This is a genomic window from Sphingobium sp. HWE2-09 (assembly GCF_035989265.1).
GTDB lineage: Bacteria > Pseudomonadota > Alphaproteobacteria > Sphingomonadales > Sphingomonadaceae > Sphingobium.
In genome coordinates, this window is the sequence record NZ_JAYKZX010000003.1 from 3,027,084 (window position 1) to 3,044,509 (window position 17,426).

General features: G+C 65.6%; 17 protein-coding genes. 11 read left to right on the forward strand and 6 right to left on the reverse strand.

Going from position 1 to position 17,426, the window contains the following annotated elements:
- Positions 1-153: 153 nt before the first annotated feature.
- The 3 genes from U5A89_RS20270 to U5A89_RS20280 all read left to right on the forward strand — a co-directional run bounded on the left by U5A89_RS20270 (position 154) and on the right by U5A89_RS20280 (position 3,255).
- On the forward strand, positions 154-825 hold the full coding sequence (locus tag U5A89_RS20270) for an SURF1 family protein (protein WP_338162786.1): 672 nt from the start codon (positions 154-156) through the stop codon (positions 823-825).
- 44 nt (positions 826-869) lie between these two features.
- Positions 870-2,270: a threonine synthase gene (gene thrC, locus U5A89_RS20275; RefSeq protein WP_338162787.1), complete on the forward strand. Its 1,401-nt coding sequence runs from the start codon at positions 870-872 to the stop codon at positions 2,268-2,270.
- A gap of 115 nt (positions 2,271-2,385) precedes the next feature.
- Positions 2,386-3,255 carry an RsmD family RNA methyltransferase gene (locus U5A89_RS20280; RefSeq protein WP_338162788.1) on the forward strand — a complete coding sequence of 290 codons (870 nt, stop codon included), beginning with the start codon at positions 2,386-2,388 and terminating at the stop codon, positions 3,253-3,255.
- A gap of 263 nt (positions 3,256-3,518) precedes the next feature.
- Here the strand turns inward: U5A89_RS20280 and U5A89_RS20285 are convergent, their stop codons facing one another.
- From U5A89_RS20285 to rnd, 3 genes are all read right to left on the reverse strand, one after another.
- Positions 3,519-3,902: a nuclear transport factor 2 family protein gene (locus U5A89_RS20285; RefSeq protein ID WP_338162789.1), complete on the reverse strand. Its 384-nt coding sequence runs from the start codon at positions 3,900-3,902 to the stop codon at positions 3,519-3,521.
- Positions 3,903-4,003: 101 nt separating this feature from the next.
- Entirely contained in the window at positions 4,004-4,303 is a 300-nt protein-coding gene (locus U5A89_RS20290) for an I78 family peptidase inhibitor (protein ID WP_338162790.1), read from the reverse strand.
- A gap of 11 nt (positions 4,304-4,314) precedes the next feature.
- Positions 4,315-5,481 carry a ribonuclease D gene (rnd, locus tag U5A89_RS20295; protein ID WP_338163131.1) on the reverse strand — a complete coding sequence of 389 codons (1,167 nt, stop codon included), beginning with the start codon at positions 5,479-5,481 and terminating at the stop codon, positions 4,315-4,317.
- Positions 5,482-5,608: 127 nt separating this feature from the next.
- Between rnd and aspS the strand changes: the two genes are divergently transcribed.
- From aspS to U5A89_RS20315, 4 genes are all read left to right on the forward strand, one after another.
- Positions 5,609-7,393 carry an aspartate--tRNA ligase gene (aspS, locus tag U5A89_RS20300; protein ID WP_338162791.1) on the forward strand — a complete coding sequence of 595 codons (1,785 nt, stop codon included), beginning with the start codon at positions 5,609-5,611 and terminating at the stop codon, positions 7,391-7,393.
- A gap of 263 nt (positions 7,394-7,656) precedes the next feature.
- Entirely contained in the window at positions 7,657-8,439 is a 783-nt protein-coding gene (locus U5A89_RS20305; RefSeq protein ID WP_338162792.1) for a polyphosphate kinase 2 family protein, read from the forward strand.
- 73 nt (positions 8,440-8,512) lie between these two features.
- A complete protein-coding gene (locus U5A89_RS20310) occupies positions 8,513-9,826 on the forward strand; it encodes a methyl-accepting chemotaxis protein (protein WP_338162793.1) in 1,314 nt (437 codons plus the stop codon).
- Positions 9,827-9,956: 130 nt separating this feature from the next.
- Entirely contained in the window at positions 9,957-10,142 is a 186-nt protein-coding gene (locus tag U5A89_RS20315; protein WP_224550343.1) for a hypothetical protein, read from the forward strand.
- A gap of 97 nt (positions 10,143-10,239) precedes the next feature.
- Here the strand turns inward: U5A89_RS20315 and bla are convergent, their stop codons facing one another.
- A complete protein-coding gene (gene bla / locus U5A89_RS20320) occupies positions 10,240-11,103 on the reverse strand; it encodes a subclass B3 metallo-beta-lactamase (protein WP_338162794.1) in 864 nt (287 codons plus the stop codon).
- A 107-nt stretch (positions 11,104-11,210) separates the two neighbouring features.
- Here bla and U5A89_RS20325 point away from each other — a divergent pair, with 107 nt between their 5' ends.
- Positions 11,211-12,083: a LysR family transcriptional regulator gene (locus U5A89_RS20325; RefSeq protein WP_338163132.1), complete on the forward strand. Its 873-nt coding sequence runs from the start codon at positions 11,211-11,213 to the stop codon at positions 12,081-12,083.
- Between the two features lie 398 nt (positions 12,084-12,481).
- Here the strand turns inward: U5A89_RS20325 and greB are convergent, their stop codons facing one another.
- Together greB and U5A89_RS20335 are read right to left on the reverse strand one after the other, a co-directional pair.
- Positions 12,482-12,967 (reverse strand): transcription elongation factor GreB, encoded by a 486-nt coding sequence (gene greB / locus U5A89_RS20330; RefSeq protein ID WP_338162795.1) that lies wholly within the window; start codon positions 12,965-12,967, stop codon positions 12,482-12,484.
- A gap of 232 nt (positions 12,968-13,199) precedes the next feature.
- Positions 13,200-15,290 (reverse strand): lytic transglycosylase domain-containing protein, encoded by a 2,091-nt coding sequence (locus U5A89_RS20335; protein ID WP_338162796.1) that lies wholly within the window; start codon positions 15,288-15,290, stop codon positions 13,200-13,202.
- A 99-nt stretch (positions 15,291-15,389) separates the two neighbouring features.
- Here U5A89_RS20335 and dapA point away from each other — a divergent pair, with 99 nt between their 5' ends.
- The 3 genes from dapA (at position 15,390) to U5A89_RS20350 (ending at position 17,402) form a co-directional block, all read left to right on the forward strand.
- Positions 15,390-16,268 (forward strand): 4-hydroxy-tetrahydrodipicolinate synthase, encoded by an 879-nt coding sequence (gene dapA / locus U5A89_RS20340; RefSeq protein WP_338162797.1) that lies wholly within the window; start codon positions 15,390-15,392, stop codon positions 16,266-16,268.
- A gap of 61 nt (positions 16,269-16,329) precedes the next feature.
- Positions 16,330-16,812 (forward strand): SsrA-binding protein SmpB, encoded by a 483-nt coding sequence (gene smpB, locus U5A89_RS20345; protein ID WP_338162798.1) that lies wholly within the window; start codon positions 16,330-16,332, stop codon positions 16,810-16,812.
- On the forward strand, positions 16,809-17,402 hold the full coding sequence (locus U5A89_RS20350; RefSeq protein ID WP_338163133.1) for a DUF2062 domain-containing protein: 594 nt from the start codon (positions 16,809-16,811) through the stop codon (positions 17,400-17,402). The genes smpB and U5A89_RS20350 overlap by 4 nt, the downstream gene beginning before the upstream one ends.
- Positions 17,403-17,426: the final 24 nt, after the last annotated feature.

The following is a 17,426-nucleotide window of genomic DNA, read 5'->3' on the forward strand; positions in this document are numbered from 1 at the left end:
GGCGGGAACCCAGTCCCGCCGTCTCAACTGGGTTCCCGCCTGCGCGGGAACACGCTGTATGGCAGTGTTAACGTCAGCCCATCCCATCGCCCTTCGACAGGCTCCGGCTGACCGGTTACAAGCATGATCTGAACCAATACCCAAGGACCGGCCATGACCGACCAGCCCAACCCCGTCTCGCCGCCCGCCCGCATCCCGCTGATCGCCACGATCGTCGTCGCGCTGGCGGTGGTGACGATGATCGCGCTGGGCGTCTGGCAGCTTCAGCGTCGCGGCGAAAAGGAACAGGCGTTGGCGCTCGCCGCCGCCAATCCCGGTCGCCCGGCCGTCGCCTTCCCGACCTTGCCGCCGGTCGCGCCCGACATCCTGTTCCGCCCCTCGTCGGTCCATTGCCTGCGCGTGGTCGGCTGGCGGATCGAGGCAGGGCGCGCCGCTGACGGATCGACCGGCTATCGCCATATCGCGGAATGTTCGACCGGGGCGGAGGGGCCGGGCGCGCTCGTCGCAGTCGGCGTAGGGCAGAAGCCCGACGACAAGCCCGACTGGACCGGCGGGCAGGTCAGAGGCTGGATTTCCGAAGAGCCGGATCACCGCGCGCTCCTCTCACGCATAGGCGGCCACGCGCCGCCGTTGCGCCCGATGCTGATCGCGCGGGAAGCGCCCGCTGGCCTCAAGGCCGCTGCGCCGCCCAGCGCCGCCGACGTGCCCAACAACCATCTCGCCTATGCGGTGCAATGGTTCTTCTTCGCCGCGGTGGCGGTGATCATCTACATATTGGCGCTGCGCCGTCGCAACGCGCCGCCAAAGCCCCCACAATCCGCCTAATCGCTTGCTCCGCGACGCGCGGGCCGCTACCGCGCTTTCCCATTATGCAATATCAAAGCACCAGGGGAAGCGCGCCCGCGCTGGGTTTCGAGGATGTGACGCTGGCTGGTCTGGCGTCCGATGGCGGCCTGTATCTGCCGACCAGCTGGCCCAGCTTCTCGACCGACCAGATTCGCGGCCTGGCGGGCCTGTCCTATGTCGAAACCGCCGTCCGGGTGATGACGCCCTTCGTCGCCGGATCGCTCACCGAAGACGAACTGCGTGACCTGTGCACCACCGCCTATGGCCGTTTCAGTCATCAGGCCGTGACCCCGCTGGTCCAGCTCGACCAGCAGCATTGGCTGCTCGAACTGTTCCACGGCCCCACGCTCGCGTTCAAGGACGTCGCGCTCCAACTGCTCGGCCAGCTGTTCGAACGCTTCCTCTCGCGCCGGGACGATCATCTGACGATCGTCGGCGCGACCTCGGGCGACACCGGATCGGCCGCGATCGATGCCGTGGCGGGGCGTGAGAAGATCGACATCTTCATGCTCCATCCCGAAGGCCGCGTGTCGGACGTACAGCGCCGCCAGATGACGACGGTCCTGGCCCCCAACGTCTATAATATCGCGATCGAAGGCAGCTTCGACGATGCGCAGGCGCTGGTGAAGGCGATGTTCAACGACGCTGCCTTCAAAAGCCGCTTCAACCTGTCGGCGGTGAACAGCATCAACTGGGCGCGGCTGATGGCGCAGGTCGTCTATTATTTCTATGCCGCCGTCCGCCTGGGTGCGCCGGAACGGGAAGTGGCCTTCTCCGTCCCTACCGGCAATTTCGGCGATGTGTTCGCAGGCTATGTCGCGGCCAAGATGGGCCTGCCGGTCGCCAAGCTGATCGTCGCGACCAACGTCAACGACATCCTCCACCGCGCCTTGGCCGATGGCGATTACAGCCAGGGCCAGGTCGTGGCGACCGCCACCCCCAGCATGGACATCCAGGTCAGCTCCAATTTCGAGCGGCTGCTGTTCGACGCGGGCGGCCGCGACGGCCTCGCGCTCGCCGACCAGATGCGCGGCTTCGAAACGAGCAAGGCGATGCGCCTGACTAACGCCCAGCGCGAAGGCGCAGCGCATCTGTTCAGTTCCGCCCGCGTCGATGCCGACGGCATGACCATGGCGATGCGCTGGGCCTATGACGGCGCGGGCCAGATCCTGGACCCGCACAGCGCCATCGGCCTGGCCGCCGCACGCGAAGCCAGCATCGACGCGTCGATCCCGGTGGTGACGCTGGCGACCGCGCACCCCGCCAAGTTCCGCGACGCGGTGGAACGCGCCACCGGCACCCGCCCGCCGCTCCCCGCGCGCGTCGGCGATCTGTTCGCGCGCGAGGAAAGCTACGCCAAGCTGCCCGGCACGTTCGAGGCGGTCACCGCCTACATCGCCGAGCGTGCCACGCCGCGCGTTTAAGGAATAAACATCCGTTCGCCCTGAGCCTGTCGAAGGGCTCTGCCGAACGAAGTGAGGCCTTCGCTCACGCTCAGGCGAGGGCTTCGACTTCGCTCAGCCCGAACGGGACATAGATATGCAGTTACAGACCCTCATCGGCGAACCTTGGTCCGACTACGGCCTGCTAGACAGCGGCGACGGACGAAAGCTGGAACGCTATGGCCGCTTCCGCTTCATTCGTCCCGAACCGCAGGCGATGTGGAAGCCCGCGACGACGGACTGGCGCGCCGATGGCGAGTTCATCCCCGGATCGGACGAGGATGGCGGCGGCCGCTGGTATTATGACCAGCCGGTCCCGGCCGATGGCTGGCCGCTCCACTGGCGCGAAGTCACCTTCCAGTCCAGCTGCACCCCCTTCCGCCATCTGGGCTTCTTCCCCGACATGGCGCCGATCTGGGACGATCTGCGCGCTACCTATGCCGACAAGCCGGACGCCGAAGTCATGAACCTGTTCGGCTATACCGGCGTCGGCACGCTGGCCCTGTCGGCCGGCGGCGCGCGCATGGTCCATGTGGATGCGTCCAAGAAATCGGTGGCGCAGGCCCGCGCCAACGCCGCGCTTTCGGGCATGGAGGACAAGCCGGTCCGCTGGATCGTGGAAGACGCCGCCAAGTTCGTCGCCCGCGAAGTCCGCCGCAACCGCCGCTATGACGGCATATTGCTCGACCCGCCCAAATATGGCCGCGGCCCCGATGGCGAAGTCTGGCGTCTGGAAGAAGACCTGCCCGGCCTCATCGCCAACTGCCGCGCGCTGCTCGACGCCGACAGTCGCTTCCTGTTCCTCACCGTCTATGCCGTGCGCATGTCGGCGCTGGCGATCGGCGAACTGCTCCGCCAGGCTTTCGCCGACCTGCCCGGCACCGTGGAAGCGGGCGAACTGGCCGTGCGCGAAGAAGCGCGCGGCATCGCGCTGCCGACGGCGATCTGGGCGCGCTGGAAGCGGTAAGTCAGGCGCGCTTGCTTCAAGGCGACACCATCTGTTCCCCGGCGAAGGCCGGGGTCCAGTCCCAAGCTCTGAACTGGACCCTGGCCTTCGCCGGGGAATAGCTGCCGCAGGATGCCTTTGCGTGGACCCGTTCGCTTCGAGCGAAGTCGAGAAGCAGGGAGCGCCATGCCCAAATTTGGCACCGTTGACCTCCGCTTTGCCTCGTTTCTCGACTGTGCTCGACACGAACGGAACATGGCAGATCGAGCAGACGTCTCCAGGCTCTATCCCAGCGTGACGTAAATCTCCGCCTCGATCACCCAGTCGCCGCCGACCGCCCGCCATTTCGCGCTATAGCTGCCGGACGCCTGTGTGACGCCATCGACCACGCCCTGCCAGACGCCCTGCTCCATCGCGATCGGCTCTACCGGCGAGGCAATAATTGTCTCGGGCGTGCGGGTGTAGATCATCCGCTCCTTCGCCGCGAACTCGCGCTTCCACGCCATCATTTGCGCCTTGCGTCCGGCGATCACCGCGCTGTCGGTGCCGGTGACCATCACCACGTCCATGGCGAGCAACGGTCCGATGGCGGCCAGATCCGCCTCCGCCAACGCCCGGTTGAACGCAGCCCGGCGCAAACGGATGGCAAGGTCGGCAGCGGCAGTCATGGATCGACTTTCGAGATCAATTACGGCGTGTTCCTGCGCAGGCGGGAACCCAGTTCAGAGCGTGGGACTGGACTCCCGCCTGCGCGGGAGCACGCCAACGTTCAACCACACCGCGCCGACGTAATCGCCATCGCGTCATCATAACTCACGGTCAGTCGGTCCGTCCGGAAATCCATCGTCATCGCCATGCCGGGACCACCCCAGCGCAACGTCTTCGCGCCCGACGCCTTGAGCAACGCCGCGCCAACCTCAGCACTGGCCTTTTGTCCGACGAAGCTATCCAGCCCGTCATTCCTGCACGGACCCTCGGCCACCGCAGGCGCTTCACCCGGTCCCGCGCCATTTGCGCCTGCGCAAGCGGTCAGGCCCAAAACCATCAGGCCCACACCCATCATCCGCATCGCCGCTCTCCTCATTCCGTGCGCGTCATCTTCAACCGGCCATTCTTGACCGCAAAGGCCATGCGGCCTTCGACCAGATCAACCGCGTCACGGCCATATTGTTCATAGCGCCAGCCCTCCAGAATGGAGAGCCCCTCGCGCACACCCGCCGCCAGCGCGTCGATATCGTCTGTCCGCGCGATCAGCCGCGACGCCACATTGATGTCGCGCGACCTTATCTTGAGCAGCAGCTTGAGCAGATCGGCCACCAAAGCCCCATCCTTGCCCAGGCCCGGCCGCTTGGGATCGCGCTCGGGCATCTCGTCCTTGTCGAGCGGCTGGTGCTTGGCGAGCGCGCTCATCAAGCGCGCGCCGATATCGTTGGTCCGCCAGGTGGCGCTCAAGCCGCGGACCTTGCCTAGATCCTCCTGGTTGCGCGGCGGATGGCTGGCGATGTCGGCCAGCGTCTCGTCCTTCACGATGCGCCCGCGCGGCAGATTCTTGTCCTGCGCCTCGATCTCGCGCCACGCCGCCAGCGCCTTCAACCGGCCCAGCACATCCGCCTTCTTGCTGGCGATCCGCACCCGCTGCCACGCCTGCTGCGGGTCGTTTTCATAATGGGACGGATCGCTGATCCGCTCCATTTCCTGGTCCAGCCAGTCGCCGCGCCCGGTCTTGCGCAATTCTTCCAGCATCTTGGGGAAAATCTGGATCAGGTAGGTGACGTCGCCGATCGCATAATCGATCTGCCTTTTGTCCAGCGGCCGCCGCGCCCAATCGGTAAAGCGCGCGCCCTTGTCCAGCACCACGCCCATCCACGCATCGACCAGATTGCCGTAACCGATCTGCTCGCCCAGCCCCAAAGCCATCGCGGCGATCTGCGTATCGAACATCGGATGCGGCGTCTTGCCGGTCAGATTGTGGACGATCTCGATATCCTGCCCGCCGGCATGGAAGACCTTGAGCACATCCTCATTCTCGCACATCAGGTCGAGCAGGGGCTTCAAGTCCAGCCCCGGCGCCTTGGGATCGATCGCGGCCGCCTTGTTCGGGTCGGCGACCTGCACCAGGCACAGTTCGGGCCAATAGCTGTTTTCCCGCATGAACTCGGTATCGACGGCGATATAGGGGGACTTTGCGATGCGGGCGCAGAAATCGGAAAGCGTCTTGCTGTCGGTAATCAGCGGATGAATTTGCATATGGTCTTCGATCTTATTATGGGCTGGCCCGCGTCCGGCGGACTGGTCAATGCTTGACATGACTGGCCATAGCGGGACTGCAACAGTTTGTCATTTCCGTAAAACGAAGCCGAAAGACCAAAACGCCATGCACGCCTATCGCACCCACACCTGCGGCGCCCTGACCACAGCCGATGTCGGCACCAAGGTCCGCGTGTCGGGCTGGGTGCATCGCAAGCGCGACCATGGCGGCGTCCTCTTCGTCGATCTGCGCGACCATTATGGCATCACGCAGGTGGTGGCGAAGGCCGACAGCGATCCGCTCCGCGCGCTGGAATCGCTGCGGCTCGAATCCGTCGTCACGATCGACGGTCATGTCGTGGCCCGCGCGCCCGAAGCCATCAATCCGCGAATGGAAACCGGCGAGATCGAGATCGTGGCCGACAGCGTCACCATCCTTTCCACCGCCGCCGAACTGCCGCTGCCGGTGGCGGGCGAGCAGGAATACCCGGAAGATATCCGCCTGCGCTATCGCTTCCTCGACCTGCGCCGCGAAACGCTGCACGCTAACATCGTCAAGCGCACGAAGATCATCTCGGACATGCGCCGCCGCATGGAGGCACAGGGCTTCACCGAATATTCCACGCCGATCCTGACCGCCTCGTCGCCCGAAGGCGCGCGCGACTTCCTGGTGCCCAGCCGCATCCATGCGGGCAAATTCTACGCGCTGCCCCAAGCCCCCCAGCAATATAAGCAATTGCTGATGGTCGCAGGCTTCGACCGCTATTTCCAAATCGCCCCCTGCTTCCGCGACGAAGACCCGCGCGCCGATCGCCTGCCCGGCGAATTCTACCAGCTCGACCTCGAAATGAGCTTCGTCACCCAGGAAGATGTCTGGAACACGATGGAGCCGGTCATCGCCCAGGTGTTCGAACAGTTTGCCGACGGCAAGCCGGTCACCCCCGCAGGCAGCTTCCCGCGCATCCCGCATGCCGAAGCGCTGCTCAAATATGGCAGCGACAAGCCCGACCTGCGCAACCCCATCCTCATCACCGACGTCACCGAGCATTTCGTCGGATCGGGCTTCGGCATCTTCGCCAGCCTGGTGGAGAGCGGCAGCGTTATCCGCGCCATCCCCGCGCCCGGCGCGGGCGCTGGCAGCCGCAAATTCTTCGATGAAATGAACAATTGGGCGCGCGGCGAAGGCTATTCGGGCCTTGGCTATATCAACATCAAGGATGGCGTCCCCGGCGGCCCCATCGCAAAGAACCATGGCGAGGAAGCGACCGCTAAACTCATCGCGGCGCTCGGCCTTGGCCCCAATGATGGCGTGTTCTTCGCCGCGGGCAAGGAAAGCCAGGCGGCCAAGCTGGCGGGCCTCGCCCGCACCCGCGTCGGCGAAACGCTCGACCTGATCGACAAGGACCGCTTCGACCTGTGCTGGATCGTGGACTTCCCCTTCTACGAATATGATGAGGACACCAAGTCGATCGACTTCGCGCACAACCCCTTCTCCATGCCGCAGGGCGGATTGGACGCGCTGAACAACCAGGATCCGCTGACCATCAACGCGTTCCAATATGACATGGTCTGCAACGGCTTCGAAATCGCATCGGGATCGATCCGTAACCAGTCGCCCGAACTGATGGTCAAGGCGTTCGAACTTGTGGGCCTGTCCCAGCAGGATGTGGAGGATCGCTTCGGCGGCCTCTACCGCGCCTTCCAGTACGGCGCGCCGCCGCATGGCGGCATGGCCGCTGGCGTCGATCGCATCGTGATGCTGCTGTGCGGCGCGCAGAATCTGCGCGAAATCACGCTCTTCCCGATGAACCAGCGCGCCGAAGACCTGCTGATGGGCGCTCCCAGTGCCGCCGAGTTCAAGCAACTTCGCGAACTCCACGTCCGCGTCGTGGAGCCGCAGGCGAAGGCATAATCGGCGCTAGCGTCGGAAGACTTGTTCACGCGGAGGCGCGGAGACACGGAGATTTTTCTCGGCGTCCTCTGCACCTCTGCGCGATTATTCTTTTGGATTCACGCAGAGGCGCGGAGACGCGGAGGGATTGCGCAATATCTCCGCGCCTCCGCGTCTCCGCGCGAGTCCCTCTTCTTCTGTCTTCCGCCCGCCACCGCGCAGCCAAATTTGACTTTTCCCGCTTCCAAGCGTTGCCTGCCACAGCAACAGCATAGGAAGCGCCCATGACCATCGACCTTGCCGACTACGAACAGGGCGCGAAATATAAGGGCGACTATGACGCCGACTTGGCTGCCCTCCAGCAGCGCCTCGCCAAGATCCAGGTCGCGCACATATTGCATGGCAAGCGCAGCGTCATCCTGCTGGAAGGCTGGGACGCAGCGGGCAAGGGCGGCATCATCAAGCGGATGACCGCCGATTGGGATCCGCGCTATTATCAGGTCCATCCGATATCCGCCCCGACGCAGGAGGAACGCGACCATCATTTCCTCTGGCGCTTCTGGACGCGCCTGCCCGCCGGGCGCAACATCGCGCTGTTCGACCGCAGCTGGTACGGCCGGGTGCTGGTGGAACGGGTCGAAGGCTTCTGTCCCAAAAAGGACTGGAAGCGCGCCTATGACGAGATCAACGCGTTCGAACGGCAGCAGATCGAAACCGGCACGAACTTCGTCAAACTCTTCGTCCACATCACCCAGGAAACCCAGGACGAACAGCTCGCCCAGCGGCTCGACACCCCCTGGAAACGATGGAAGACCGGTGCCGACGATTATCGCAACCGCGCCCGCCGCGCCGATTATCTCGATGCGATGCACGCCATGTTCAAGAAAACCGACAGCAAGCACGCGCCCTGGCACGTCATCGACAATAATCACCGCAAGGCCGGGCGCATCGCCGCGCTGACCTATGTCGCCGATCGGCTGGAACAGCTGGTGCCGATGGATGTCCCGGATGCCGACCCCGCCGTGGTACAATTGGCGCGCGATGCCTTTGGCTATAAAAGCAAATAAAATCAGCATCTTGTCACAAAACTGTCATCAAATTCTAACCGCGCATTTACCATTGTCCGTCTAAGCCGCTGCCATGTTCGCCGCGCCCGTCATCCTGCCCGACCCGTCGCCCCGGCCCGATCCGCCGCTGGCCGGGTCCGGTCCTGTCATTCGACTGGGTCGCCCGCTCAGCGAGGCGGTGGATTGTTTCCAGCGCGATCCGGCCCTGCGCCTGCTGCCGGTGCTGGACGCAAGCGGTCGGCCCGTCGGCGCGATCTACGAGCGCGACATGCGGCGCATCCTGTTCAATCCCTTCGGCCATGCGCTGTTGCGCAACCCCAGTTTCGGCGGGCGGCTGGACGATCATGTCCGTGCCTGCGCCACCGTCGATCGGACCGCCAGCGTGGAGGCGCTGGTCGACCTGTTCGCCGCCCAGGGCGCGGGCTGCGAAGGGCTGATCGCGACCAGGGAAGGCGTTTATGATGGCGTGCTGGACGGCGCGCTGCTGCTGCGGCTGGCGGCGGAGCGCGATGCGCGAGTGGCGCTGGCGCGGACGGCGAGGGTCGAGCAGATCACGCAGGAAAGCGCCGCCTTCCGCCAGGATATCGCGACGATGATCGCCGACATGGCCGCCATGGCCGAACGGCTATCCGCGCTGGCAGCGCAGGCGGCGGAACGCGCGGCAGGCGACGGCGCGGATTCCGCGGCGATGGCGGTGGCCGCGGCGCAGACGGCCGAGCGGCTGGCGGACGTGGCGTCGGGCGGCAGCGAACTGCACCAACTCTTCCAGGCGATGGAGGCCGAAGCCCAGGCGGCGGGCGCCGCCATCGCCGAAGCCGCATCGCGCAGCCGATCCGGCGTCGCGCGCAGCACCGCGCTGCAAAGCGAAGCGGACGGCATCGGTGAAGTCATCGCCCTGATCGACAGCATCGCCCGCGCCACCGCCATGCTGGCGCTCAACGCAGGCATAGAGGCGGCGCGGGCGGGGGAGGCGGGGCAGGGCTTCGCCGTCGTCGCGCGCGAAGTGAAATCGCTCGCCCAGCAGACCCGCGACGCGGCGGCGGGCATCGCCGGACGGATCGACCATATTCGCATCGCCATCGGCGAAGTCGCGGCGGGCCACGCCCATATGGACGCCACCATGGCCCGCGCCGACCGGCTGTCGGCGGCGGTGTTCGAAGCGGTAGCGCGGCAAAGCGCCTTCAGCCGCGTCATGGCGCAAAGCGTCGCGGAGGCCGGGTCGTCCAGCGCCCATATCCGCACCGGCGCGCGCCAGATCAGCGACAATGCGCAGGCCACCGTCCTGGCCGCGCGCGGGATGCGCGACGTCGCCGATCGGCTGGCGGACGAAGCGCATCGGCTGGAACAGCGCGCAGGCGGCTTCATCACCGCGATCCGCGCCGCCTGATCGCGCAAAACAACGCTGGCATAGCCTGCAAATCGCGCTAGGCTGTCATTCCATAAACACAGCATGTCCCGGTCCGCCGACCATGGTCGACGGCGCGGACCATGCGGCACCATGATAAGGAGAGGACGCCATGCTCGTGATGTTCGTCGGCACCGATCGCACCCAGACTGCGATCAACCCCGCGCAGGTCACCTTCGTTTCCTCGGTCAGCGACGGCACCCGCATCCGCTTCGGCGAAGGGCGCAGCGTCACCGTGACCGAACCGATCGACGCGGTGCTCGACAGCCTGAACCAGGCACTCCGGCCCCACGAATAGAAGCACGCTTGTGCTCCTGCGAAAGCAGGAGCCCAGGGTTCCCAGGCACAGCCCTGTGCGACCCTAGGCTCCTGCGTCCGCAGGCGCACGATCTGCCCTATTCCGCCAGCTTCTTGGCGAGCGCCGCCTCCGCCCGCGCCGCATAACGACGGCACGCGCCGACATCGAGGAACGGATTGGGCGTCCGCCCCTTGCGCAGCCGCGCCAGCTTCTCCGCCTGATCATCGGCCGGGTGAGACGCGATCAGCAGGTCGCACCGCATCGCCTTCACCCGCGCGAAACTGTCGTGAAACGCATCGACGAACGCCCGATGCGCCGGATCGGCAAACCGCCAGACATCGGCCGCGACCGGATTGAGGCTGGAAGCAAAGACGATCGTCCGGCATGCCTTGCCCTCGCACGACCGCCAGCTCCAGCTCATGCTGCCCAGCGTATGGCCCGGCGTCGCATGGGCGGTGACGACGGTGTCGCCCAGCCGGATCAATTCCCCGTCGCGCACGGCGCGCACCTTCGCGACGCCGGGAAAGCGATCCAGCCAGGCCGCCTGCGGATCGTTCGGGTCGCCGCCGCCTTGCCGCAACACCGCGCCGCCGGGCGCGCTGGCGATCACGCGCGCACCGCTGTCCCGCGCCAATGCCGCGATGCCGCCCGCATGATCATAATGGGGTTCGGTGGAGAGGATCAGCTTTACCTGCCTGATCGACACCCCAAGCTGGCGCAGATGCGCCTCGATCTGCGGCACACCCTTGGGCGCCCCGCCATCGACCAGGATCAGCCCGGCGCTGGTGCGGATCATCGCGACGTTCAGATCGGCAAAGCCGACCAGATAGGTCGATCCGTAAAGCCGCGCAGGCACTTGTGGCGCCATCCACTTGACGGGGTCGGGCGCGACCGGCAGCGACGCCGCACCCATGGTCGTCATCCCAGCCAGGCTAATAGCCAGCGCCACCGTCTTCCGCATGATCCTGCCTCCATCTCTCGATGCAGGCGAAGCTGCCCTCTCGGATCGCGGCCCGCAAAACATGATTTCTCGACAGAGCCATGAGCCAGGCTTATGCCTATCTACCCATGGACCGCGCCCAATTGCCCCTCAACGCCTTGCGCGCCTTCGAAGCATCGGCCCGGCATCTCAACTTCACCAAAGCCGCCATCGAACTCTGCGTCAGCCAAGGCGCGGTCAGCCAGCAGGTCGCGCAATTGGAAGCGCGGCTCGGCGCGCCGCTCTTCCGCCGCCTGCCGCGCGGGCTGATGCTGACCGACGAGGGCCGCGCGTTGCTGCCAGTGATGGGCGATGCGCTCGACCGGATCGGCGCGACGCTGGACCGGATAGAGGGCGGCCGCCCGCGCGAAATCCTCAATCTGGGCGTCGTCGGCACCTTCGCGGCGGGTTGGCTGCTCGATCGGCTGGACGATTTTTCGCGCGCCTGCCCGCATGTCGATCTGCGCGTCATGACCAACAATAATCGCGTCGACCTGGCGGGGGAGGGGCTGGACCTCGCCATCCGCTTCGGCGACGGCGCGTGGCACGGCACCCATGCCGATCCGATCCTGCGCGCGCCGCTTGCCCCGCTCTGCACGCCGGACATTGCCGCGCGCCTGCCCGATCCATCGGCGCTCGCCCGCGAAACCCTGCTGCGCTCCTATCGCGCCGACGAATGGCCGCGCTGGTTCGCCATGGCGGGCGCGCCCTGTCCGCCCTTGCGCGGCGCCGTGTTCGACAGTTCGATCCTGATGGTTCAAGCGGCCCTGCGCGGGTTGGGCGTCGCGCTTGCCCCGCCCGCCCTGTTCGCGAGCGACCGCCAGGCCGGACGGCTGGTCCAGCCCTTCGCCGCATCCGTCGATCTGGGCGGCTACTGGCTCACCCGCCTGATGTCCCGGCCGGACAGCCCCGCCATGGCGGATTTTCGAGCATGGCTGATCGCCACCGTCGACCTGGGCTGAACAGGTCCCCGGCGCAGGCCGGGGTCCAGTCCCACCCTCTCAACCTTTGGCCGTTGGCCGAAATCTATCCCGAGCACCTGCCTTGGCAGGCAGTCGGAGGGCAAGGGAACCAAGCAGTCATGCTTAATGGTCACGAATGGCTAGATTGCTGCCATCAACTCACGAAAAGCAAAAACACGCCACAACTGTCCAACTCGCTGTCGCAACCCGAAGCCCGATATACGGGTGCCGTCCTTATATTCACGCGGAGCCGCGGAGACGCGGAGATTTTTTGGAGCGGCCTTCGGCTGAAGAAACCGCCGCGCAGCGGCCCCCAAAACTCTTTGCGCGAACAATCCTCAGACGAATGGCCTCCGCGACTATTCCCCTCCGCGTCTCCGCGTCTCCGCGCGAAAAAATCACACCGGATAGACGATCGCCATCACCTCATATTCCTTCTCGCCTACCGGCAGCATCACCCGCCGCAGGTCGCCCACCGCCGCCCCGCGCAGCGCCCGCGCGATCGGCGATCCCCAGCCGATCCGTCCGGCGTCCACGTCCGTCTCGTCATTGCCGACGATAGTGAGGGTGCGGTGATTGTCGTCCTCGTCCGCGATGGTGACCGTCGCGCCGAAATAGACCCGGCTCTTGTCGGGCTGCTGCCGCGCATCCACGACCTTGGCGTCCTTCATCTTCTTGGACAGCCGCTTCAACTGAAAGTCGATCTCACGCATCCGCTTGCGGCCGTAGAGATAATCGCCATTCTCGCTGCGATCGCCATTGCCCGCCGCCCAACTGACCACCTCCACGATGCGCGGCCGTTCCGTACCCAGCAAATGGTCATATTCGGCGCGCAACTTGGCGAAGCCTTCGGGGGATATGTAGTTGGGATAGGGGGTGGTCATGCCGCTGCCTTATCCGTTGCCGGGGTGGTTACGCAATTTTGTTCGCGCAGAGGCACTGAAGGCTTGAAGTGATGGTTCTCGCGGAGACGCGGGGGCGCGGAGATTAGGGAGCGGCCTTCGGCCGAAGAAGGGGCCGCGCAGCGACACCCAACATTCTGCGCTAAAAACGCCCAGAACAGCCGACCTATCGGCTATCCCCCTCCGCGTCTCCGCGCCTCCGCGCGAACCAAAATCAGCCCGGCGTCGGCTTCCCCAGATAGCGGCTCAGCACCGCGTTCGTCCCCCGGAACTTCGCCCGCTCCGGGTTCATCGCCTCATAGACCACCGCGTTCTCCAGCACCCGCTGCACATAGTTGCGCGTCTCGAAGATCGGGATCTGCTCGATCCAGCGCAGCATGTCGGCACCCGGCACGCGCGGATCGCCATTGGCGCGGACCCATTTGTTCACATTGCCCGGCCCGGCATTATAGGCCGCCACCGCCAGCGGATAGCTGCCGCCATAATAGTCCAGCATCCGCTGGAAATAGCCCGACCCCAGCATGATGTTGTAGCTGGGATCATTGAGCGACGTCGGGGCATAGCTCATCCCCATCTTGCCCGCCTGTTCCCGCGCCGTACCGGGCATCAGCTGCATCAGGCCGCGCGCGCCCGCATGGGAGACGATCTGCCGGTCGAACTGGCTTTCCTGCCGGGCGATGGCGTGGACCATGGTCCAGCTATATTGCGCCTCCGACGGCACCGGCACGCGCGGGAAGGCGGCTTCGCCATAGCCGGTCAGCCCGCTCGACACCGCGCGGCGGCCCACCATCACGCCCATGTCGGGACGGCCGATCCGCTGCGCCAGTTCGGCGGCCAGATAATGATCGGTATCGCTGTCGGCATTGTTGGCGATGGCGCGGGCGAATTTGCTCTGGTCTTCCCAATAGCCCATCTGCCCCAGCGCCTGGACCGCGCGCACGACCGACCGATTGTCGAAGGCCGCGCGTTCCGCCGCCGAAATCGGCACCGGCCGCTCGACCGTGGCGGGAGCGGGGATCGGCCGCCCCAGCCGCTCCAGTGCCAGCTGCCCGTAAAACTGGTCGGGATAGACGCCCGCCTGGTTGAAATAGCTGTTGGCGCTCGCCGCGTCCCCCGCCTGCAACGCGGCGCGTCCCGCCCAATAATAGCCCTTGGACTTGGTCTGGGGCGATTTCGCCGCATCGGCATAGCGGCGGAACATCGTCACCGCGTCGGTCGGGCGATTGAGGTTGTAGAATGCCGTGCTGCCCGCCAGCCAGGCTAGGCTGGTATAATCGTCGCGCACGCCGATCGGCTGGATGCTGACATCGGTGCCCGGCGGGATCGCATCGTCGATCTTGCTGGCGATGCCATAGGCAAAGCTCCACTGGCTGTCATTGGCCGCGCCGCGCGCCTGGTCCAGCAGCGTCTCGTAGAATTTCTCGGCATTGCTCGGCCGGTAGGTCAGCGTGCCCCGGTTCGCCAGATATTGCCGCGCCGCGACCCAATTGCCGCTGTCGCGCAGCCACAGCGCCTTGTCGGCGATGAAACCCCCGTCATTCGCGCCCATCGCTTCGGCCGCCTGCATCAGGCTGGCGGCGACGGGGGATTTGCGGCGGAAGGCGATCCGCGCCTGAAACACCGCGCGCCGCGCCGGACTGGCATAGGCGATCATCCGCGACGCGCCATTGATGTCGTTCGCCCACAACAGCGCATCAGTGCGCTGGTCATGGTCGGCGGGCGTCAGGCTGGACCCGAACAGCGAGAGCAACCGCGCTTCGTCGGTGGGGCTGAGCGATCCGCCGATCCACGCATTGCGCGCGGCGACCCGCGCCTCGTCCATCCGGCCCAGCTGCATCAGCGCCACCGCGTTGCGGGCATGCCCCGTCGGCGTGCGCGCGGGGAAGCGGGCGAAGAAACCGGCGACCTGATTGGGATCGAAACTGTCGGGGTTGATCCCCGTCTCCGCCAGCCGCCGCATCCGGTCCTCGCCCGGCCAGCCGGGATTGGCGACGATGAAGCTGGCATAGGTGGAAAAGCCCAGCCCGTCGCTCTGTTGCAGCGCGCGCCACTGGTTGATCGTCCCGGTGATGCTACTGTCCTGCGCCACGCCGACCCGGCTTTGCGCCTGCTGCCAGGGGCTGGGCTGGCTGCTCTGGCCGGGCAGGGGCTGAACCATCGGCCCGGACGTGGTGGGATATTCGGGCGGCACGCGCTGCACCGTTTCGGTCTGGGCGTCGGCACCGGCGGTCATGAGCAACAGGGCGATAAGGGGCATACGGATCAGATAACTTTCGATAATGGGTGACGTCGCCATGCTGGACATTATCGCAAATGCATCCTTATCACGCCCTGAATGACGCGCTATAGCGCGCCGCTTGACCGATTATGCCCCGGCCGCCCGGAGAATTGAAGGAGTTTTATCATGTTTTCCGGCTCGATTCCGGCTCTGGTGACCCCGTTTCGTAACGGGTTGGTCGATGAGGCGGCGTTTCGCGCGCTGGTGGACTGGCAGATCGCGGAAGGATCGAGCGCGCTCGTTCCCTGCGGCACCACCGGCGAAAGCGCGACGATGACGGTGGAGGAGCATAACCGGGTCATCGCCATCTGCGTCGATCAGGCCGCTGGGCGCGTGCCGGTGATCGCGGGCTGCGGCTCCAACGACACGCGAATCGCGCTGGAACATATGTATGCGGCGCAAGCCGCTGGCGCGAACGCCGCGCTGGTCGTCGCGCCCTATTATAACAAGCCCAACCAGGACGGCGTCTATCAGCATTTCGCCTATCTCGCCGAACGCTGCGACCTGCCGATCGTCCTGTATAATGTGCCTGGCCGCACCATCACCGACATCGGCGTGCCGGTCATGTATCGCCTGGCCGAAGAATATCAGTCGATCGTCGGGATCAAGGACGCCACCGGCAATCTGGGGCGCGTCACCGCCCAGCGCCTGGCCTGCGGTCCTGATTTCTGCCAGCTGTCGGGCAATGACGAAACCGCGCTGGGCTTCAATGCGATGGGCGGGACCGGCTGCATCAGTGTCACCGCCAATGTCGCGCCGCGCCTGTGCGCCGATTTCCAGGCCGCCTGCGCCGCGCATGACTGGGATGGCGCCTTGGCGTTGCAGGATCGCCTTTATCCGCTGCACGACGCGCTGTTCAGCGATTCTTCACCCGGCCCGGTCAAATATGCGCTCACCCGCATCCGCGCCGACATGCCCAGCGACGTCCGCCTGCCGATCACCTGGCCGTCGGAATCGAGCCGGGCGGCGGTCGATCGGGCATTGGAAATCGCAGGCCTCGTGTAAAGTCGTGGCCGGTGGCCCATATGCTGTGGCCCCCTATAGTGAAATGAGTAGTTAGACAGTCATGGCCCGCCCCCGCACCGCAACCTTCGACAAGAAGAAGATCGTCGCCGAAAACCGGCGCGCGAAGTTCGACTATTTTATCGAGGATGTGTTCGAGGCGGGCATCGCCCTGCAGGGGACCGAGGTGAAAGCCCTGCGCGGTGGCGAGGGCAATATCGCCGAAAGCTATGCCGAGGTGAAGGGCAACCAGGTCTTCCTGGTGAACAGCAACATCCCCGAATATAGCCACGGCAACCGCGAAAATCATGAGCCCAAGCGCCCCCGCAAGCTGTTGTTGCATGAGCGCGAGATCGAAAAGATGCACAGCGCGGTGTCGCGCAAGGGCATGACGCTGGTCCCGCTGATGGTCTATTTCAACAGCCAGGGCCGGGCCAAGATCGAACTAGCGCTGGCCAAGGGCAAGCAGACCCACGACAAGCGCGAGACGATCAAGGACCGCGACTGGAAGCGCGACCAGCAGCGCATCATGCGGGACAAGGGCTGATGAGCCGCCTGACCCGCTGGTGGCACGCCAATTGCCCGACCCGCGAGTCGCTGGAGCAGAGTCGCGTCCTGGCCCCCGTCGCCCATCGCGTGCTGGAACCCTCGCTCTGGCGCTTCACCCGCCGTTCGGTACCGCGCGGCGTGGCGCTCGGCCTGTTCGTCGGCATCTTCCTGCTGATCCCGGGCGTCCAGATTGCAGGGGCGGCGCTACTCGCCCTGCCGTTCCGCGCCAATATCCCGGTCGCCGCGGCGATGACCTTCCTGTCCAATCCCGCGACCACGCCGCTGATCCTGATGGCGTCGGTGTGGCTGGGCAACTGGATGCTGGGGCGCAGCGCCGACGCGACCGGCTTCATGGCGCTGGTCGACGGCCATGCCACCGTGCGCCAATGGACCGCCTGGCTCCTGTCCGAAGCGGCACCCGCCATGCTGCTCGGCCTCTTCCTGATCTCGGTCGCCAGCGCCATCATCGGCTACGTCCTGGCCGACTGGTTCTGGCGTCGGCGCATGGGCCGGAAATGGCAGGCGCGCAAATTGAGGATTGGCAAGGTCCACCAAAGCAGCGCATTGGAGAAAGCCGCCGGCGTCTGACGCCGGGCGTCATGTGCAAGCTGG